Below are 20,260 nucleotides of genomic sequence, written 5' to 3'. Positions count from 1 at the left end.
AACTGAAAAGGTTCTTAATTCCCTACCATTGTGATAATTGCTGTCATTTAAACCACGACAAAATTAACTAATTTGCCCGGGACAACAATCACTTTTTTGATTTCCTTACCCTCTAAATAACGTTGGGCGATTTCTGATTCCAGGGCGAGGGTTTCTAGGGTGCTTTTATCGGCACTAGCGGGAACTTGTATCGTGCCTCTGGTTTTTCCCAAAATTTGGATGACAAGGGTAATCTCGTCCACAATAAGGGCAGTGGGATCAACTTTTGGCCAGGGTTGCAGGTGAATTGATTGGCTATGGCCTAAAGCTTGCCATAATTCTTCGCTAAGATGGGGAGCAAAGAGGGAAAGTAAGATTAATAGGGTTTCGATTCCTTCCCGATAAATGGGGGATGCAAAACACTTATTATCCCCTAAAGCGTTACTGAGTTTCATCAATTCGGAAATGGCGGTATTAAATTGATAATCTCCTTCTAAATCCTCGGAGATTTCTTTAATAGCGGTGTGAATTGCCCGTCTTAAATCTTTGTCAGTTTTCGAGAAAGTTTCTATTTTTTTGACTTGCTTGGGTTTATTTTCAATATATTCGCTGACTAAACGCCACACCCGATTAAGAAAGCGAAATTGTCCTTCTACCCCCGCATCATCCCACTGTAAATCTTTTTCTGGGGGTGCAGTAAAAAGTATAAACATTCGGGCAGTATCGGCCCCATATTTTTCCAAGACTTTTAGAGGATCAACGCCGTTATATTTCGACTTAGACATTTTTTCAAAGAAGAAAGATAGAACTTCTCCCGTGTCTTTATCGCAATATTTATCCTCTTTATAGATAACATTTTCTGCGGGGACATATTTGCCAGTTTCGGGATTTTTGTAGGTCAATCCCTGTACCATTCCCTGGGTTAATAGACGGTTAAAAGGTTCATCGACATTAACTAAACCTCGGTCTCTTAAAACTTTGGTAAAGAAACGAGAATAGAGTAAATGTAGGATAGCGTGTTCGATTCCTCCGACGTATTGATCCACGGGCATCCAATCATTAACCTTCTCGAATTGAAAGGGTATATCTTCATTTTTAGCATCGGTATAACGGAGAAAATACCAACTAGAATCGATGAAAGTATCCATAGTGTCCGTTTCCCGTTTTGCGGGAGTGCCACAGCGAGGACAATCCACATTTACCCAGTCTTCTAATTTGGCTAAAGGAGAAGCACCTCGACCGCTAAATTCGACATTTTCCGGTAAAGTAACGGGTAAATTATCGATAGGTACTGGCACGGTTCCACAGTTAGGACAGTGGATAACTGGAATCGGACACCCCCAATATCTTTGACGGGAAATTAACCAATCCCGGAGGCGATATTGTATTCTAGCTTTGCCGTAACCTTGGGCAGTGGCATAATCAATAATAGCGGTTTTTCCTGCTGTAGAATGCAACCCATTAAATTGAGCGGAATTAATCATAATTCCCGCTTCTGTGTAGGCCTCTTTTAACTCAATTTCGCCACTTTCTGGAGTAATAACTATCTTAATTGGCAGATTATTTTCCTGAGCGAATTTAAAATCGCGACTGTCGTGAGCCGGGACTCCCATCACTGCCCCTGTCCCGTATTCGTAGAGGACATAATCAGCAATTAAAATCGGAATTTCTTCACCGGTAAAAGGATTAATTGCCACTCCTCCGGTTTTAATACCGCGTTTGGGTTTATCTTCGGCGGTTCTTTCTAATTCGCTTTCGCTGGCTATCTCTTGAATAAAAGTTTCTACGGCCGATTTTTGTTCAAGAGTGGTAACTTGTAAAGTTAAGGGATGTTCGGGAGCAAGTACCACATAAGTGACTCCATAAACCGTATCGGGACGAGTGGTAAAAACGGCAATTTTTTCTGGGGAATTAACAAGAGGAAATTCTAAATAAGCACCTACCGATTTACCAATCCAGTTGGCCTGCATGGTTTTAACCCGTTCTGGCCAACCGGTAAGTTTATCTAAATCAGTGAGTAATTGTTCGGCATAATCGGTGATTTTTAGGAACCATTGCCGGAGTAATTTTCTTTCTACTTTAGCACCCGATCGCCAAGATTTTCCTTCACTATCTACCTGTTCATTGGCCAAGACAGTTTGATCGATAGGATCCCAATTCACTGCCGCTTCTTTTTGGTAGGCTAATCCCGATTCAAAAAACTGTAAAAATAGCCATTGGGTCCAACGATAATATTCCGGGGAACAGGTGGCAACTTCTCTTTCCCAATCGATAGATAATCCTAACTGTTGTAATTGCCGTTTCATCTGGGCAATATTTTGATCAGTCCATTTTGCCGGAGGAACTCCTCTTTCAATGGCGGCATTTTCTGCGGGTAATCCGAAAGCATCCCACCCCATGGGATGCAGCACGCGATAACCCTGCATTCTTTTCAGACGGGCAATCACATCGGTGATAGTATAGTTACGAACGTGACCCATGTGCAGGTTGCCTGATGGATAGGGGAACATGGAGAGGGCGTAAAATTTCGGTTTATCGGCGTTTTCTGGGGTTTTGTCCAATCCCATTTGCTGCCAAATCTTCTGCCATTTCTGTTCGATTTCTGCGGGGTTGTACGGCACTGGGGTCTTTTCTCCTGAGTTTTATCTATCCTTCCTATTTTACAGCAGCCGGCTGGGGGCGATTGCCAGTCTTGGGGTTATCTACCCTAGCAAAAACCCTCTGGGTTTTAAGTAAGTGGTTCTAATTAAATATGAAGATAGATTTTGGGTTCGATCCCCCCTATCGATTAGTCAGATATTTCTTAACAAAAAGAGAAGAAACTTAAAAAAAGGGGAAACGATTGATAGGTATAGTTTTGAAAGAAGGAATCAAGGTGGAGGTCAGCAAAAAAATGGAGAAATGGGCAGCCCAAGAATTACAGTATGGTGGAAAACTTGGCTGGACAGCTTAGTACAAGTGTTCTAAAAGTTTCGGAAAATCTAGCCGCGATGAATGGCAATCTTTGTGTGACACTATTTATAAAAAGGTTCCGCTCAATTTATTCTTGATCAATATGCTATTAAAATTACCTCAAAACCTGAAAATTAAGCGACTAATATTATTAGTATTCTGCCTAGGAATAGGAGTATTTGTCTGGTGGTTATCCTGGCAATCCACCGGGATGAGCCAAATTCAACGCCCCGAAACAGTTGCCCAACAAATTTACCAAGCAATGCCAGATTTACCGAAAGAAAACAACTATATCCGTCGAGAGACAGGAGTGATCGATCCGAATAATACCCTAATCAGTCGCTTTCTTCGTTATCATCAAGATACCAAAAAAAGATTTACTCTCATCCGTTTTGATTGGCAATTAACCCTAGGGGATTACCTAGGAGTGAACGAGAAAATCAGCGAAGAAAACTATCCCGGACAAGCAACCCTTACCGTTAATCCTATGGCTGCCGATATCAAAGCGATGAACAGTCTTAATCGTCGTCAACGGCAGCAGTTAGTCACCCTTCTAGTCGAAATTTATAACCCCGCTATTCTCCCCCAAGAAACCCCCACTCCTAACCCTTCTCCTAGTCCTTCTCCTAGTCGTCCATCTTTATCAAAACCGGGAGATGCCGACCTATTAAAATTCTAGAAAATTATGGAAAAAATTCTCAAATATGGTTCGGGTTGGCGACTCGGTTGGAATCCTACGGCAGCCATTTATAAAGGATTAATTGGTGGCGATGATTGGGCGATCGAATTAACCGAGGCCGAGTGGCAAGATTTGCGTCGGTTACTATCACAATTGACCGCAACTATGGCGGCCATGGCCACAGAATTAATGGATGAAGAAAGTATTGCTTGTGAAGCGGAAAGCGAGCTTTTATGGTTAGAAGCGGCAGGATTTCCTGATAATTATTCCCTGCGATTTATTCTCTATCAAGGTCGCGGTTGTGAGGGCAATTGGTCAGCCACTGCCCTGCCAGAGTTGCTCGCCGCTTGGGACAATTTGCTTTACAATTTTTAAGAAAGCGGTGGACATAAGTTAATTTTTGTTTCCCTCTCTTGACTTTTAGATTCCCCTGTGCTGCCATGATTGCCCATCCGAGGACGAAGACCGATAATCTCACCTACACCCCGCCCCCATTGCTGAAAAACGGTTTTGCCATGACTCTCTATGTGTCCCTAAAAGCGCGAGAAACCTGGCAAAATACGATCGCTATTCCCGAACCAGTCTATCAAGAAACCATTTTCACCGGGGCCAATGCCGTCCCCATCTACGGGATTGTTTCCATTCCCCCGCAAGCGAAAGGAACAATTATCGGGACCTACGGCATCACGGGAGACTTAGATAATCAATGGTTTTTAAGGATTTTAGGCAGAAAAGCCGTAGCGAGAAACTACGCAGTCGTCCTCTTCGATTGGCGGGCCCACGGTAAGACAGCCGAATTATCCCCGACTCTCACCTCCGATGGCATCTATGAAGGGCTAGATTTCATTCATATTGCCGCCCAAGCTCAAAAAATGGGCTGTCCCGCTCCTTTTTGGTTCACAGGTTACTCTCTGGGGGGACAATTAGCCCTCTGGGGAATTAAATCGGCAGAGAATCAGGAAGATATGGGGATCGATCCCGTCGATATCGGTGGTGGGGCGGTAATTTGTCCTAATTTAGACTCTAATCGTTCTTTATCCTATCTCGTCCGGGATACCTGGGGGAAACATTTGGAAAAAGCGATCGCCAGGGAATTACGCAAGTTAGCCAAACGCATCCATCAAGCTCATCCCGATCATATCGATCCCGAAGCAATTACTCGCGCCACCACGATTGCCGGATTCGATCGAGAATTAGTGATTAAAAAGCTAGGATTTGAGACAGTTTTTGACTATTATGCCGCTAGTAGTCCCTTGCCCTTTCAACCCTATTTAACTAAACCCACTTTTATCCTCTACGCGGCCGATGATCCCCTCTTTTCCCCCGCAGTTATTCCCGATCTGCAAGCAGCGATCGCTGATAATCCCCACGTGGATCTACTCTTAACCAACCACGGTGGTCATGTGGGTTATATCAGCAGTTTATCCTGTCAGCGTCAGTGGGGCGATAGCGATCGCTGGTGGGCATGGAATCGGGTTTTAGACTGGTTTGACCAAAAAACTGGCAAATAATACTAAATCCGTTGAGTATAGGTTACATATCAAGATAGGCACTCATGCAAGAGGGGGAATAGATAATCAGTTTTTAATAACCAGATTTAGTATAGGGTTGGCTGAATAAATCTAAAAACCTTGTTGTATAAGACTTTTAGACTTTTTTCCCATCAAAAAGTGCCAGACCTTGGGGTGATCGGGGGGGAAATTTAGGCACTTTTTCCCTGAAAATTAGGTAATTGACCCCCTGAAAATGGATAAAACCCCACACCCCACACCCCACACCCCACACCCTGCCCCCACGAAAAACTTTTTGCCGCAAACCCTAGTATAGTTTCTAGGAGTCAAGGGCCGCTAGAAACTCCTCCACCTGTTCCCGAGTCGGTTGGGATGCGATCGCGCCTGCTCTTCTTGTCACCATTGCCCCCACCGCACAGGCATAAATCACCGCGTTACGCGCTAAATCGGCATTTTCCTCGATTTTATCGCCTACAAGACCGGCACGAGCTAAAAAACCCGCCACAAAGCCATCCCCCGCCCCAGTGGTATCCACTACCTCCCCAGAAAAAGCCTCGACATTGCCGCTATTTTCGCCTAAATGATATTTACAACCTTTTGCGCCGCCAGTAACCAGAATTGCCCCTAAATTGGGGTATTTTGACGATATTTCTCCCGGGTTATCAGTGCCAAATAACCATGCTGCTTCTTCCTCGCTACATTTGAGCAAATCGGCCTGGGCAATAAAATCTCGAATCTGATCAGGAGCAACCTCAAGATTAGTCCAAAAAACCGGTCGCCAGTTGATATCGATCAATACTTTCACTCCGTAAATTTTAGCCAATTCGAGGGCGCGTTGCATTGCCCGGCGGGAAAGGGGATAGGCTAACCCTAGGGTTCCCATCACTAGATAATCGGCATTTTTAAACAGATTTTCGGGCAATAGGTCAGCATTAAGGGCAGTATCGGCAAAATCAGTCGTTTTTCTGCCGCCAAAACCCGCAAAATGTCTGTCTCCCCCAGCATCGCGGGTGACATAAACTTGTCGGGTGGGTAGGGTGGCATGATACTGTACACCAGTGGTATCGACTCCGAGAGCGTCTAGCAAGGCGATTAACTGTTCTCCGGGTTGATCTTTGCCCACACAACCGATAAAAGCCGAATTTATGCCCAATTTTCGCAATCCACAGGCCACGTTTGCCGGCGCACCCCCCGCGTAGGTTGTCCAAGAAGTTACTTTCTCTATAGAGCGATCGCTTTGATCGGCAATTAGATCATAGAGGATTTCCCCTAAACAAATGACAGACACCGGCGAAGATCTTTGATTGTTAAGCATTGCTGTGGGGTGTGGGGTGTGGGGTGTGGGGTGTAGGGTGTGGGGTGTGGGGTGTGGGGAGAATAAATAAAATAATCTCCTATCTCCTGACTCCTATCTCCTGACTCCCGATCACTGATTAATAACTTGTCAAGAAATCACGATAAATAAACTAGAGATTATCTTAGACATTTAGTATAATCAAACACATAGATTAGGGGAAATTGCTCATAAATCAGCCCGATCGAGCGTGAATCCTCTTTTATTTTTTAGTCTTAGACTAAGGAAATATCATGGTTGATTGTAGTCAGATTCAGTTTGACGAGGATAAAAGCAAGATAGATTTATTGCAACTACGAGAATTATTTAATTTAACCGCATTTTGGGCAATAGATCGCCGTTTAGAAGATTTAGAAACCGCAATTGACTATAGTGATCCGGTGGTGACGGTGTGGAATGAGCGGCAATTAATTGGTTTTGCTCGGGCCACTTCTGACGGCATTTATCGGGCAACTATTTGGGATGTGATTGTTCATCCCGATTATCAGGGAGCCGGTTTAGGACGTAAATTAGTAGAAACAGTTTTGGCCCATCCCCGAATAAATCGGGTGGAAAGAGTCTATTTGATGACTACTAACCAACAACAATTTTACCAGCGCATTGGTTTCCAAAGCAACGCCACCACGACGATGGTATTATTTAATCGTTATCCCGAGGAGTTTTCCTGTCCGGCGATCGAGGTAAAGAAAAAACGATCTCTGTGAGCTTGTCCTGACTATTGTTATCGATTCGATCTAAGCTCATTTCCCCCCCCGATACTTCGATAATTCCCTTCGCTAACTGGAATTTAAGACTAGGAGAAAAGCCAAGAACTTGAGTAAATTGTTTGACTTCTTCTGGCTTTGATTCTAAACTCAAGGATGAAATTTCTGGCATTGGCCAGAGAGGGATTTCCCCCGTAAATTCTAGACTAATAGTGACTTTTTTCTCGTCAAGAGCGCTTACGGATATACAAATAGAGCCACTTCCTGGGTTGGCGATCGCTGCATCGACGAGAAGAACAAGAGCGGAGGATAAACATTGATAATCGGCAATAATAGCAATATCATCAGTTAAAGGGCTAAATTTAAGCTGAATATTGCGATTAGCTGCCTGTAAATAGGTTAAACTTGCCCAATCTTCCCAGAGTTTAGTTAAAGAAAAAATTTCTCGCTCCAGAGGTATAGTACCCGACTCTAGCTTCGAGAGATTAATCATCTCATCGAGCATTGCCATCAGTTTACGGCCTGCCAGTTGTCCCTGGGCGATAAATTCCCTTTCTTCGGCCGAACTTTCACAAAGATCGGCGAGAATCATTTGATGGATACTGATCATACTGCTCAATGGCGATCGCAATTCGTGGGCAACCCGTCCTAAAAAACTGCTTTTGAGGTGATTAATTGCCACAGCCATCTGATAAGCGAGGCGAGTTTGCTGTAATTCCCGTTTTAAAGCGTCAATATCGTCCATATTTACAGAAAAACTGCCCCTTGTCGTAAGATATCCCATCTTTGACATTGCCAACGCGCGACGGTGGAGGGTTGTCCACTATTAATTATTCCCCATGCTTGCCTTTCTGTGGGTGCTAACACCGTCACCGAGGGAAAAGTAGTCATAATCGCTTCTGGAGTTAATAAAGGCTCTTGTCCTGACAGATTAGCACTTGTGGTCGCTAAAACACCAGTTCGACCGAGAATTTCTCTTGCGATCGCATGAGCGGGAACTCGGATACCAATCGTGCTAGAATCCTTAGGGTTAAGAACTTTTGGTACTTTTTCAGAAGCGGGTAAAACCAAAGTTAGGGAGCCGGGCCAGTATTTTTCGGTCATTTGCCGCCAAATTTCCCTTTCTTCCTGATTTCCCTTGACATAATCCCATAAATCTGCTGCTGAGGCCGCCATTAGAATTAAAGGTTTATCAAAAGTCCGTTTTTTAGCGGCAAAAACTAAGGCAGCATAGGGGGGAGAAACCGCTAAAGCGGGGACTGTATCCGTGGGAAAAGAAACCACTTGACCACTTAAGGCCGCGTGAACAATTTCGTTAAGAGAAGCAGTAGGCATTGAGAATTGATCATTTTTGGGGACTAATTTAGCCTAAGACTTTTTGGTACAATTTTAAACGGGTAGGGTTGATTCATGAATCAACCCTACCTTGAATCAACTCTACCTTGAATCAATCCTACTTGATCAGCGGTGGATCTGAAAGTTTTTAACACCTACCTACTTATCTCCAACCAATTAGCGACGATTAATTATGAATGAGTCTGATACTTTTGCTAATCTCGAACAATTAGAATACATTCCCTACCTAGATGCCACCGGTAATATCTGTGTTGATTTCCAGGGAAAAATCGGGGTTTATGCCATTTTTGATCGAGAACAAGTCTTAGAGTTTGTCGGCTATTCTCGTGATATTTATCTCAGTTTAAAACAACATCTTGCCCGACAGCCTCAAGCTTGTTATTGGCTAAAAATACAGGTGATTGAGCGTCCTAATCGAACTATTCTCGAATCGATTAAACAAGCTTGGCTAAGAGAAAGTCAGGCAGTAATCGGCGATGAAAAACTCTGGACAGAACCAATTGATGCTAAATTAGCCATGACTGAGACAGAAAAAGAAATTTATCAAAGTGCTGACGAAGTAGGGCAAATCAAGTTATTAAAACAGGTATCCAGACGAGTAGAAAACGATGTTTTATCAACTCTAGAAAAACGGGGAGTACAGATGGAAATTCGTTTTAATCCTAAGTTAAAAGAACAGGGTTTGCTCGATTTGAAGTAAAAATTCCGGCTCTCTTATTCTTTGTGTAATAAGTTTAACTTATATAGTAGCGATCAGTCTTTGTGTCCTTTGTGTCTCTGTGGTTCGTCCCACTCACTCGGCCGCAAAACTGTATTTTAGAATACATTTTACCCACCAAACCTAAGAGAGCCAAATTACTAGGAGCGCTCGATTCTCCAGACAAACCGCTATGATAGTATATCGCCCCATCCCCACAGCAATGGAACAGCGATGACCAATCAAGACTGGCCAAACCTACTGCAGCAACTACTCGATCAAAAATCCCTTTCCCTTAACCAAGCTGAAGAATTAATGACCGGATGGTTAAACGGCCAGATTCCGGAAGTTTTATCGGGGGCGATTTTAGCGGCTTTGCAAGCAAAAGGAGTCTCGGCCGCCGAATTAGCGGGAATGGCCGGAGTTTTACGGCAACAATCTCGCTTAGAAGACCCTAAACCCCATACTACTCCCGTTATCGATACCTGTGGCACCGGCGGTGACGGGGCTTCAACCTTTAATATTTCCACTGCCGTGGCTTTTGTGGCGGCCGCCGGGGGCGTAAAAGTGGCTAAACACGGCAATCGCTCCGCCTCCAGTAAAGTCGGTTCGGCCGATGTTTTAGAATATCTTGGGGTTAATTTAAGCGCCCCTAGCGAGAAAGTGGCCGCGGCTTTAGATGGGGTGGGAGTGACCTTTCTTTTTGCCCCCGGTTGGCATCCGGCCCTGAAAAGTGTGGCTAATCTCCGCAAAACCCTGAAAGTTCGCACGGTTTTTAATCTTCTGGGTCCTCTAGTTAATCCTCTCCGTCCCACAGGTCAAGTTATCGGGGTTTATGACCAGCAATTTCTCACCCCCATGGCCACAGCTTTAGCACAAATGGGAACCCCCAAGGCGATTATTGTTCACGGCCGGGAAAAACTCGACGAGGTGGGGTTGGGAGATCTGACCGATATGGCTTTATTAAATAATGGCGAGGTGATTTCTGCGGCGATCGATCCCTTGTCAATTTCTATCCCTAGAGCCAGTTTAAATGCCCTTAAAGGCGGGGAAGTGCCAGAAAATGCCGAAATCCTCAAAAATGTTCTGCAAGGGGGGGGAACGCCCGCTCAACGGGATGCTGTGGCGATTAATGCCGCTCTTGCCCTACAGGTGGCAGAAAAGGTCACTTTTGGCGATCATGCTGCTGGTTTCGCCCTCGCTCGCGAGATTTTAGCCAGTGGGTTAGCTTGGCAAAAATTAGAGGAGTTGGTTAAGTTTCTCGCTTAGGAAAATTCAGAGGAGACAGAAAGCAGTCGCGATGCCAAAGTTGACACCACCAAGCATGACAATATTCTGATTGACGAATTGGCGTTATTTCAGCTTCTATTTTCCAGTCAGTGCCTCTCTTGATATGTAGCCTATACTCAACGGATGGCCGTATTACTTACGATTTTATTGCTCAATCCAAGTTTTTGGGGGGTTCTACCCCCCAAACCCCGGAGCGCATTAGTTTTTCGGTAGGATGCTTACACGCGGCTGCTGATACATCTGTAATAATTTAAGAGTCACTCCACTTGCAGGAGTGCCTGTCCTGATATGTAGCCTATACTCAACGGATTTAGTATGATTGACGAATTTGCGTTATTTCAGCCTCTATTTTCAAGTTAGGAGATTATTTTTATTTATTCTCCCATCTCCCCACACCCCACACCCCACACCCCACTTCCCCACCTCAATGCACTTACTGCATGATATAAATGCCTAAACACGATGGTTAGGAGATTTCTGTTACAAACAATACAAAATCACCCAAGTTAAAAAGAATTAAATAACAAATAGAGACTAGGTAAATTACTAAATTTTTGCTAATGACGACAGTATTTTACAGAATACTTATTGTTAAATCCGGATTTCTTCATTTCTAACCCGCACCAACTAGAACAATTACACCCACAAACCAAAAGGAGATAGATTCGTGGTACAAGCACCTGAAAAAGATGGAACAACTCTCAATAAATTCGAGAAATTTAAAGCCGAAAAAGACGGATTAGCCATTAAAGATGAACTAGATCATTTTGCCCAAATCGGTTGGGAAGCGATGGATAAAACCGATTTAGAACATCGCTTAAAATGGGTGGGGGTTTTTTATCGTCCCGTCACCCCGGGTAAATTCATGATGCGTTTACGGGTTCCTAACGGCATTATTAGCAGTGAGCAAATGCGCGTTTTAGGGGAAATCGTGCAGCGTTACGGCGATGATGGCAATGCCGATATTACTACTCGTCAGAACCTACAATTACGCGGTATTCGTATCGAAGATATTCCTGATATTTTCCAACGACTAAAATCCGTGGGTATGACTTCGGTACAATCGGGCATGGATAATGTCAGAAATATTACCGGTTCACCCATGGCGGGACTAGATGCGGATGAATTAATTGACACCAGGGAATTAGTCCAAAAAGTCCAAGATATGATTACCAACTACGGTCAAGGTAATTATCAATTTAGCAATCTGCCCCGCAAATTTAATATTGCCATCGAGGGGGGCCGGGATAACTCTGTTCATGCGGAAATTAACGATATTGCCTTTGTTCCTGCCTATAAAGAGGGAGAATTAGGCTTTAATGTTGTGGTAGGTGGCTTTTTCTCGGCTAAACGCTGTGAAGCGGCAATTCCCATGAATGTTTGGGTGAGACCGAATCAGGAGGTGGTGGATTTATGCCGAGGAATTTTGGAGGTTTACCGCGATAACGGATTACGCGCCAATCGTCAAAAATCCCGTTTAATGTGGTTAATTGATGAGTGGGGAATTGAGGAATTCCGCACGCGGGTGGCTAATCACCTAGGTTATCCCTTGGCAACGGCAGCGGAAAAAGACGCTATTGACTGGGAAAAACGAGATCATTTAGGAGTTTTTCCCCAAAAACAGGAGGGATTGAGCTATATCGGTCTTTGTGTTCCCGTTGGCCGTCTATTTGCCGATGATATGTTAGATTTAGCCCGGATTGCCGAAGTGTATGGCAGCGGAGAATTGCGTTTAACCGTGGAACAAAACGTGATTATTCCCAATATAGCGGCTGAAAATATGCCAACTCTTTTAACCGAGCCTTTACTGGCTAAGTTTACCCCCAATCCCACTCCTTTACAACGAGCGCTCGTTTCTTGCACGGGGGCGCAATTCTGCAATTTTGCCCTGATTGAAACCAAAAATAAGGCTGTGGACTTGATTCGTCAGTTAGATGCCGAATTAAATATTCCCCGGGGTGTGCGTATGCACTGGACCGGTTGCCCTAACTCCTGCGGACAACCCCAAGTGGCCGATATCGGTTTGATGGGGACAAAAGCTCGCAAAGACGGCAAAACCGTGGAGGGAGTTGACCTCTACATGGGGGGTAAAGTGGGTAAAGATGCTCACCTGGGAAGTTGTGTACAAAAAGGGATTCCCTGTGAAGACTTAAAATCGGTGTTAACTTCTATCCTCATTGAGCAATTTGGGGCGACACCGAAGGGTTAATTAACAAGTTTATTGATACGCTGAATGGGGGGTTTGTCCCCTCTTTTTTTTCTGTATCTCTGTTGGGTGAAATTGGCAAACCTTTTGCTATGTTAGGAGGCAGATAGGAGTAGGAAAATCCTTATATATAGCGTTTCTCACACCTGTGTGGCACAGTCAAACCTTTGCTGATTAAGCTTTTCACCATCGACAATGTACCTCTTGCGAACAGGAAACGCTATATTTTCCTACCAGATGGGAATCGTTACTTAGGGTTTGCTGAATAAATGTGAAATATAGACGAGGTAAGAGTTTTAGGGTACTGTTTCGCCCCCACAGGTGCAAGATTTTGAGAGTCCTGTAAGGGCGAAGCATTCGGGCAATAACCTATCGGTGAAACCGTAGATTTTCTATCCGAATGCTTCGCCCCTACTTTTTGCCGCAAACCCTACTTCGCTTCAAATTGAGCTTGTTTGCGAAGTAATTCCCCGATGGTTAAATTGGGTTGAGGTCGGCCATTAAAAACCGTTCCTACCTCAAATTTTTGCAACTGTACCCGTGCCAAATGATAGGCCTCATCCGGTAGGGGAATATAACCAATACTATCTAATAAATCAGGAACTCGATCGAGATAATATTTAACAAATTTCTCTAAAGCGGGATTCTCTTGGGCTTTTTGAGCATTAACATAAATAAACAAAGGACGAGATAAAGGCTGATATTTACTATCCTCGACATTGCCGCGAGTTGGTTCAATACCGTTAACTTTCAAAGCTTTTAATTTATCCCGATTTTGTTCATAGTAAGCATGGCCAAAATAGCCTAAAGCGTTGGCATCTTGACTGACGGCATTAACTAAAGCTTGGTCATCTTCACTAAAATTAAAGTCCCCACGACTGGCATCTTTGCCGTTAATTACATCACTAAAAAAATCGTAGGTTCCGGAATCTTTACCCGGCCCGTGAAGGGTAATCGGTTGGTCGGGCCAAGCGGGATTAATTTGATTCCAACGTTTGATTTTATTCTCGGCCGCTGGTTCCCAAATAGTTCTTAATTCTGTGGTGGAAATATCATCAACCCAGTTATTTTTGGGATTGACTACCACGGTTAAAGCATCAAAAGCGATCGGTAGTTCGATAAATCTGACCTTATTAGCATCACATTCTTTTAATTCTTCCACAGAAATCGGCCGAGAAGCATTATTAATATCCGTTTCTCCCGCACAAAATTTTCTAAAACCGCCGCCAGTTCCTGAAATATTAGCGTCAATTTTAACATCAGCCAAAGCTTTGTTAGGGGTATTAGCTTTAAAATCTTCGAGAACTTTATCAGTAATTGGTGCTACGGTACTCGAACCATCGATTTTAATTGGTTTTAGATCTTGAGGATTAATATTGGCACAAGCGGGTAAAAGTAGAGCAGTTCCTAGTATGGTTGCCACTACTTTGGTCGGACGAGATAGCTGAGTAAAGATTTCTAGCATAGGTGTCAAAAGGAGAAAGTAAAAACGGGTATTGGGGAGACTTTTCAGTTATCAGTGGGGAAGTGGGAAGAAAAAAGCTGAGGGATGATGGCTAAAAACCTTAATCTTTTCTTTGTTGTTTTTACGTCACTATAATGGTACGGAAAGAGAAACCCCCTATATAGACGGGAAAAGTTAGCGGCTTTACCCGCGACTTAAAACTAATGTTTAGTCAAAATAGATAGTAAAAGAAGTTGAGATTTTTGTCTAGTTATCGAGAAAACTTTTCTTGACAATACATTACGTTCTTTTATTCACTTCTTAACCTATTCTTTACCAAGCAGTGGTAACTTTTAGCGTAAGATTTAAGGCAGTTTACGGATCAAAATTAATCCTATGCCCAGCAGAAACAAGACCAATTTACTAACAGCCTTATCCCTAGCGACTCTAACAGCGACTTTAACCGCTTGTGGTGGCGGCGATACGGCGGGAACCAGCGGAGAGGGAAGCAATAGAATCGCCCAGGTTCCCCTAAAAGGAGAGGTCGCCCTCAATGGTGCGGGTGCTTCTTTTCCTGCACCCCTATATCAAAACTGGTTTGTCACCATTAATCAACTATTTTCCAAACTACTAATTAACTATCAATCTACCGGTAGCGGGGCGGGAGTCGAACAATTTATCCAAGGTACGATCGATTTTGGCGCTTCCGATGTGGCCATGAGTGACGAGGATATGGCCAGAGTTAGCCGAGGGGTTTTACTGCTACCGATGACGGCGGGAAGCATCGTTATGGCTTATAATTTGCCCGGAGTAGAAGGGCTGAAACTAAGTAGAGAAGCCTATGTAGGCATCTTTTTAGGCACGATTACCCGTTGGAACGATGCCAAAATTGCCGCCGATAACCCCGATTTAAAACTACCCGATGAAGAAATTACCGTAGTTCACCGGGCAGACGGTAGCGGAACAACGGGAGTTTTTACCAAGTTTTTAAGCGCCGTTAGTCCCGAATGGAAAAAAAGTATCGGTGAAGGAAAAGCCGTACAATGGCCGACCAAAAAAGGTAAATTTCTTGGCGGTAGAGGCAATGAGGGTGTAACTGCCCTAATTCAACAAAATCAAGGCTCGATCGGTTATATCGAGTACGGTTTCGCTAAAAATAATAACCTGCCCATGGCCGTTTTACAAAACCAAGCCGGTCAATTCGTTATCCCCAATGAAACCAACGCCGCTGCCACCTTAGCCACGGTGGAATTACCCGAAAATCTGCGGGCTTTTATCATCGATCCGCCGGGAGAAAATTCCTATCCCATTGTCACCTATACCTGGATGTTGGTTTACAAAAAATACAACGATCCCCAAAAAGCTTTAGCAATGGAGGCGATGATTGAATTTGGACTTAACCAAGGACAAGAACAAGCAGCTCCCCTTGGTTATATTCCCCTACCGAAAAACGTTCGGGAACGAGTAGCCGCCGCTGCCGATGTCATCTATCCTGATTACACGATCAACGTGGATTAGTCGCCGAAAAAATGTATTCAAAGTTACAATAGTAGTGGAGAAAGGCCAATTTCTCCCTTAGCTGCCGCAAACTAGCTGGATTTAAACCCTAATCATGAGTGCGCCCACAGTTCCACCCGACTCAAATTTTAAAGAACGTCCAGAATCGGAAAAAATCCTCGATAAAGGCTTTGTTGGATTAACCACCGCCTTTGCCATCGCTATTGGGCTGATTTTGCTCCTAATTGCCCTAGTTATTTTTATTCGGGCCCTACCAGCGATTCAAACCTTTGGTCTGGGATTTTTGACCAGTAGTGCTTGGAATCCCGTGCGCGGTCGGGAAGAATTCGGAGTTCTGCCCGTTATCTACGGAACTCTCGTTAGTTCTCTGATTGCCCTCCTGATTGCTGTTCCCCTCGGCATCGGTTCAGCCATTTTTTTAAGCGAAGATTTTATTCCCTTAAATGCGCGGACAATTTTGGTTTTTCTCGTACAACTTTTGGCCGCTATTCCCAGTGTTGTTTACGGATTATGGGGTATCTTTGTATTGATTCCTATCCTCAGACCCCTTGGTAACTGGTTAAATGCTAATTTTAGTTGGATTCCTCTGTTTAGTACTCCTTTAGGGGGTCCTGGAATGTTACCGGCGGGGGTTATTTTAGCAATTATGATCCTGCCGATTATTATCGCTATCTCTCGCGACTCTTTGGCCGCTTTACCGCCGGATTTGCGACAAGCTTCCCTAGGTTTGGGGGCCACCCGTTGGGAAACGATTTTTCGGGTATTAATTCCTGCCGCTTTTTCTGGGATTGTCGGGGGGATTATGTTAGCTTTAGGGCGTGCTTTAGGGGAAACCATGGCAGTAACGATGATTATCGGCAATTCTAACCGCATTAGTGCCTCTATTCTCGCCCCCGCTAACACGATCGCTTCCTTATTGGCTAACCAATTCGCCGAAGCATCGGGAATGCAAGTATCGGCACTCATGTATGCGGGTTTTGTTCTCTTGGTTTTGACCCTAGTAGTCAATATCTTCGCAGAATTAATCGTTAATCGCGTCAAAGCTAAGTATTAAGCCATCTTTTAACTGATATGGATAGTGCGAATTTAGGCAATAATCTCAAAAAGAAACCGAGTAGTCCTCGATCGCTATTGGGGACAATTATGACCGTTCTCTCGGCTTTATGTTTAGCTGTCACCGTGATTCCCCTTTTTGCCGTCCTAGGCTTTGTTTTTGTGCAAGGGGTGGGTCGTTTAAACGCTAATCTCTTTACTAAATTACCGCCACCACCGGGTTTAGGAGGAGGAGGCATCGCTAATGCCATTTTAGGCACAATTATCGTCGTTGCCCTGGCTACAGCGATCGCAGTTCCCATCGGCGTTTTAGCGGCGGTTTATCTCTCGGAATTTAGCGGTGATAACAAACTTGCCCAGGGTGTGCGCTTTGCTACCAACGTTCTAGCGGGTGTCCCTTCGATTATTGTCGGGGTTTTCGCCTTCGGTTTGTTAGTTGCGCCCTTATTTGGCGAAGGAACAGCCCTTTTAGGCTTTTCTGCCCTGGCCGGTTCGATCGGTTTAGCGGTGTTAATGTTACCGACTATTATTAGAACCACCGATGAGGCTTTAAAAATCGTTCCCCAAGACATCCGCTGGGCAGCCATGGGTTTAGGGGCCTATAACTACCAAACCGTCCTAAAAATCGTCCTTCCTGCGGCAGTTCCCGCTATTTTAACCGGTGTAACCTTAGCAATTGCTAGGGCTGCTGGGGAAACCGCCTCCTTAATTTTTACGGCATTATTCTCTAACTTTTGGCCTCGGGGTGTCTTTGAACCGATTGCCACCCTTTCGGTCCTAGTTTTCAACTTTGCTACTGCCCCTTTTGCCCCTCAACAGCAATTAGCTTGGGCAGGTGCTTTAATTCTCGTGCTTTTGGTGTTGGTAACTAACATTTTATCCCGTTTAGCCACGCGCCAGAAAACCTATTAAGTCAAGGAAAAAGTGAAAAGCAAAAAGGGATATTTAAGTAAAAATCTACCTATCTTTCTGATTCCTAAATTAGCCAAATTCAAGGTAAATAATTTATGCTAACTAATTCTAACCCCCATTCTACAGGAACCGTTTTAAAGGTCGATAAGGCTGATATTTACTATGGTAATTATCGGGCAGTGCGGGACGTTTCCATCGATATTCCCAAAAATAGAGTCACCGCTTTTATCGGACCCTCTGGCTGTGGAAAAAGTACCATTCTCAGGTGTTTTAATCGTCTCAATGATTTAATTCACGGTTTTCGTATTGACGGCAAAGTTTTTTATCATAACCAAGATATTTACTCTCAAGAGGTAGATCCTGTCGAAGTCAGAAAATATATCGGTATGGTGTTCCAGCGCCCTAATCCTTTTCCCAAATCCATCTACGATAATGTGGTTTACGGAGCGCGATTAAATGGTTATAAAGGCGATTTAGATGAATTAGTAGAAACTTCCTTGCGTCGAGCAGCTCTCTGGGAAGAAGTAAAAGATAAACTAAAAGAAAGCGGTTTTTCCCTATCGGGGGGACAACAACAAAGATTATGTATTGCTCGCACTATTGCCGCTCAACCAGAAGTATTATTAATGGATGAACCCTGTTCGGCACTGGATCCAATTTCAACTTTAAAAGTTGAGGAATTAATGCACGAATTAAAAGAACGTTATACAATTATTATTGTTACTCACAATATGCAACAAGCTACTAGAGTAGCGGATTTAACGGCTTTTTATAACGCTGAACCCACCGATAAAGGTGGCAAAATTGGTTATTTAGTCGAGTTTGATCATACGGACAAAATCTTCGGTGATCCTCAAGAACAAGCAACTAAAGATTATGTTAGTGGACGTTTTGGCTAAATCAGTTATCAGTTATCAGTTATCGGTTATCAGTTATCAGCTTTTTTCTTCCCTCTTTCCCTCTCCCTTCTCCCTTTTCCCCAACACCTATTCCTTTAAAGATTATGTATAGTAGCGATGTTGTCACCGATGCGGTTTTGAGAACCAAAAACTTAAACGTTTACTATGGTTCTAATCTCGCTGTTCGTGATGTTAACCTTGATATTCCCGAGAAAAAAGCGATCGCTTTTATCGGTCCTTCTGGCTGCGGAAAAAGTACGGTTTTGCGCTGTTTTAATCGCATGAATGATCTAGTTAAAAGTGCCAAAATTGAGGGAAAAGTTACCTTTCGGGGCCAAGATATTTATGGTAATTCCGTTAATCCTATCGGGTTACGCAGTCGCATCGGTATGGTTTTTCAGAAACCGAATCCTTTCCCCAAATCTATCTATGAAAATATCGCTTTTGGGGCGCGCTTAAATGGTTACATCGGTGATATGGATCAATTAGTGGAAGAATCTTTAAAAAAAGCCGTTCTCTGGGATGATGTTAAAGATAAACTCAAGGAAAGTGGTTTAGCTTTATCGGGAGGACAACAACAAAGGTTATGTATTGCTCGCGCTATTGCGGTTAAACCGGAAGTTGTTTTAATGGATGAACCCTGTGCGGCACTCGATCCAATTTCTACCCTAAAAATTGAGGAATTAATTCACGAATTGAAAACCCAATATACTATAGTTATTGTCACCCACAATATGCAACAAGCGTCGCGGGTTTCTGATTTAACGGCTTTTTATAATGCTGAACCGACCCCAAAAGGTGGTAAAGTGGGTTATTTAGTGGAATATGATCGCACCGAGGTTATCTTTCAAAATCCCGCTCAAGAGTCCACTAGAGATTATGTTAGCGGTCGTTTTGGTTAAAGTATTAATAATTAATCGTTATTCACGACTCCGGGATAGATTAATTTTTTTCATCTGGAATGATTGAAAAACGATTAAATTAACTGATTGCGAAACCCGGTGGACAATCATCTGGCACTTGAGTTAAACAGAGTTTTACTTTATCGCCGGGTAAAGCTGTTTTTCAAGCTGGAACTTCATCAATTTTCACATAGAAAAACAGAACAACTCCGTTGGTTAGAACCACAACTGCTTCTGCATCAGCTTCGTCATCAAATCTGGTGGTTATTTCTTGGATAAAAGTGTTAGAACAATAATTAATACGAGTGGGGGGTGGTGCGGCAAGAACTCTAGCAGTAAGAAGTAAATATGATAAGGTAAATCTAATAGTTTGTTGAAGATTTTTCATAACAAAATTTTCTAGATAAAATTAAACCAAAACTAGGTAATGATTCGGTAGTAGTGGCGTAGCTCTCTTGCTTACCTGGTATGAATTGTGTAAAATATTTATTAATAAAAATAATTGGAACCCGATCAGTCTTTAAACCTCTAGCTTGATCATGACTTTTCTGATAAATATCTTTTTCTGGCTCCTGTCTGGCTTACTCAAATATCAGTCTAGCACCGAACAAAATCCCCCCTTCACCTCTATTCCCCTGTCCTAATTGTGGTTCTCACCATACTATCAAGAATGGTTCTATTCATAATGGAAAACCCAAACGTCAATGTAAAGAATGTGGTCGTCAGTTTGTGATCAATCCCACTAATAAAACCGTCTCTGACGAAACCAAACAATTAATTGATAAACTCTTGCTCGAACGAATT

The 20,260-nt window shown here is 43.5% G+C and carries 19 protein-coding genes; 13 read left to right on the top strand and 6 right to left on the bottom strand.

The genetic code is table 11. From position 1 onward, the window contains the following. Positions 1 to 47 precede the first annotated feature (47 nt). Positions 48 to 2,600: a leucine--tRNA ligase gene (gene leuS / locus IM507_RS18065; RefSeq protein ID WP_287637464.1), complete on the bottom strand. Its 2,553-nt coding sequence runs from the start codon at positions 2,598 to 2,600 to the stop codon at positions 48 to 50. Positions 2,601 to 3,034: 434 nt separating this feature from the next. Here leuS and IM507_RS18060 point away from each other — a divergent pair, with 434 nt between their 5' ends. The 3 genes from IM507_RS18060 to IM507_RS18050 all read left to right on the top strand — a co-directional run bounded on the left by IM507_RS18060 (position 3,035) and on the right by IM507_RS18050 (position 5,121). Further along, complete coding sequence (locus IM507_RS18060) at positions 3,035 to 3,610, top strand: hypothetical protein (protein ID WP_287637463.1); 576 nt, start codon at positions 3,035 to 3,037, stop codon at positions 3,608 to 3,610. Between the two features lie 6 nt (positions 3,611 to 3,616). Further along, on the top strand, positions 3,617 to 3,985 hold the full coding sequence (locus tag IM507_RS18055) for a DUF1818 family protein (RefSeq protein ID WP_069475245.1): 369 nt from the start codon (positions 3,617 to 3,619) through the stop codon (positions 3,983 to 3,985). A gap of 65 nt (positions 3,986 to 4,050) precedes the next feature. Further along, a complete protein-coding gene (locus IM507_RS18050; protein WP_123231195.1) occupies positions 4,051 to 5,121 on the top strand; it encodes a YheT family hydrolase in 1,071 nt (356 codons plus the stop codon). Positions 5,122 to 5,440: 319 nt separating this feature from the next. On the opposite strand, the gene IM507_RS18045 is transcribed toward IM507_RS18050, so the two are convergent. Then, complete coding sequence (locus IM507_RS18045) at positions 5,441 to 6,436, bottom strand: carbohydrate kinase family protein (RefSeq protein WP_069475244.1); 996 nt, start codon at positions 6,434 to 6,436, stop codon at positions 5,441 to 5,443. A gap of 272 nt (positions 6,437 to 6,708) precedes the next feature. Here IM507_RS18045 and IM507_RS18040 point away from each other — a divergent pair, with 272 nt between their 5' ends. Continuing rightward, positions 6,709 to 7,179 carry a GNAT family N-acetyltransferase gene (locus IM507_RS18040; RefSeq protein WP_002735010.1) on the top strand — a complete coding sequence of 157 codons (471 nt, stop codon included), beginning with the start codon at positions 6,709 to 6,711 and terminating at the stop codon, positions 7,177 to 7,179. On the opposite strand, the gene IM507_RS18035 is transcribed toward IM507_RS18040, so the two are convergent. Both IM507_RS18035 and IM507_RS18030 read right to left on the bottom strand, forming a co-directional pair. Further along, positions 7,115 to 7,972: a sensor histidine kinase gene (locus IM507_RS18035; RefSeq protein ID WP_123231192.1), complete on the bottom strand. Its 858-nt coding sequence runs from the start codon at positions 7,970 to 7,972 to the stop codon at positions 7,115 to 7,117. The two genes, IM507_RS18040 and IM507_RS18035, sit on opposite strands and share 65 nt — an antisense overlap. Further along, a complete protein-coding gene (locus IM507_RS18030) occupies positions 7,927 to 8,514 on the bottom strand; it encodes an L-threonylcarbamoyladenylate synthase (RefSeq protein ID WP_002732168.1) in 588 nt (195 codons plus the stop codon). The genes IM507_RS18035 and IM507_RS18030 overlap by 46 nt, the downstream gene beginning before the upstream one ends. 193 nt (positions 8,515 to 8,707) lie before the next feature. On the opposite strand from IM507_RS18030, the gene IM507_RS18025 reads away from it, so the two are divergent. From IM507_RS18025 to IM507_RS18015, 3 genes are all read left to right on the top strand, one after another. Continuing rightward, on the top strand, positions 8,708 to 9,235 hold the full coding sequence (locus IM507_RS18025) for a GIY-YIG nuclease family protein (protein WP_002734270.1): 528 nt from the start codon (positions 8,708 to 8,710) through the stop codon (positions 9,233 to 9,235). 231 nt (positions 9,236 to 9,466) lie between these two features. Then, the gene (trpD, locus tag IM507_RS18020; protein WP_002752577.1) at positions 9,467 to 10,501 is read left to right on the top strand and encodes an anthranilate phosphoribosyltransferase; all 1,035 of its coding nucleotides are present in this window, start codon (positions 9,467 to 9,469) and stop codon (positions 10,499 to 10,501) included. 688 nt (positions 10,502 to 11,189) lie between these two features. Then, positions 11,190 to 12,731 (top strand): ferredoxin--nitrite reductase, encoded by a 1,542-nt coding sequence (locus IM507_RS18015; RefSeq protein ID WP_069475240.1) that lies wholly within the window; start codon positions 11,190 to 11,192, stop codon positions 12,729 to 12,731. 427 nt (positions 12,732 to 13,158) lie between these two features. Here the strand turns inward: IM507_RS18015 and IM507_RS18010 are convergent, their stop codons facing one another. Next, positions 13,159 to 14,193, bottom strand: coding sequence for a PstS family phosphate ABC transporter substrate-binding protein (locus tag IM507_RS18010; protein WP_002733642.1), 1,035 nt, complete (start codon positions 14,191 to 14,193; stop codon positions 13,159 to 13,161). Positions 14,194 to 14,568: 375 nt separating this feature from the next. On the opposite strand from IM507_RS18010, the gene pstS reads away from it, so the two are divergent. From pstS to pstB (IM507_RS17985), 5 genes are all read left to right on the top strand, one after another. Beyond that, positions 14,569 to 15,690, top strand: a complete 1,122-nt coding sequence (pstS, locus tag IM507_RS18005; protein ID WP_069475239.1) for a phosphate ABC transporter substrate-binding protein PstS — start codon at positions 14,569 to 14,571, stop codon at positions 15,688 to 15,690. Positions 15,691 to 15,784: 94 nt separating this feature from the next. After that, positions 15,785 to 16,744, top strand: a complete 960-nt coding sequence (gene pstC, locus IM507_RS18000) for a phosphate ABC transporter permease subunit PstC (protein WP_002749316.1) — start codon at positions 15,785 to 15,787, stop codon at positions 16,742 to 16,744. A 17-nt stretch (positions 16,745 to 16,761) separates the two neighbouring features. After that, a complete protein-coding gene (gene pstA, locus IM507_RS17995) occupies positions 16,762 to 17,655 on the top strand; it encodes a phosphate ABC transporter permease PstA (RefSeq protein WP_002732684.1) in 894 nt (297 codons plus the stop codon). Positions 17,656 to 17,750: 95 nt separating this feature from the next. Then, entirely contained in the window at positions 17,751 to 18,554 is an 804-nt protein-coding gene (gene pstB / locus IM507_RS17990; RefSeq protein WP_002732845.1) for a phosphate ABC transporter ATP-binding protein PstB, read from the top strand. A gap of 104 nt (positions 18,555 to 18,658) precedes the next feature. Continuing rightward, positions 18,659 to 19,456, top strand: coding sequence for a phosphate ABC transporter ATP-binding protein PstB (gene pstB, locus IM507_RS17985; protein ID WP_002752590.1), 798 nt, complete (start codon positions 18,659 to 18,661; stop codon positions 19,454 to 19,456). A 163-nt stretch (positions 19,457 to 19,619) separates the two neighbouring features. Here the strand turns inward: pstB (IM507_RS17985) and IM507_RS17980 are convergent, their stop codons facing one another. Further along, positions 19,620 to 19,844 (bottom strand): hypothetical protein, encoded by a 225-nt coding sequence (locus IM507_RS17980; protein ID WP_259679092.1) that lies wholly within the window; start codon positions 19,842 to 19,844, stop codon positions 19,620 to 19,622. A gap of 224 nt (positions 19,845 to 20,068) precedes the next feature. Here IM507_RS17980 and IM507_RS17975 point away from each other — a divergent pair. Next, on the top strand, positions 20,069 to 20,260 hold a 192-nt coding region (locus IM507_RS17975; protein ID WP_465246298.1), incomplete at its 3' end, for an IS1/IS1595 family N-terminal zinc-binding domain-containing protein.

The sequence above is a fragment of the Microcystis sp. M20BS1 genome (assembly GCF_020245305.1).
In the GTDB taxonomy this organism is placed as follows: domain Bacteria; phylum Cyanobacteriota; class Cyanobacteriia; order Cyanobacteriales; family Microcystaceae; genus Microcystis; species Microcystis ichthyoblabe_A.
The sequence above is the reverse complement of the archived record's forward strand: the minus strand, read 5'-3'. Positions and strand labels throughout refer to the sequence as shown.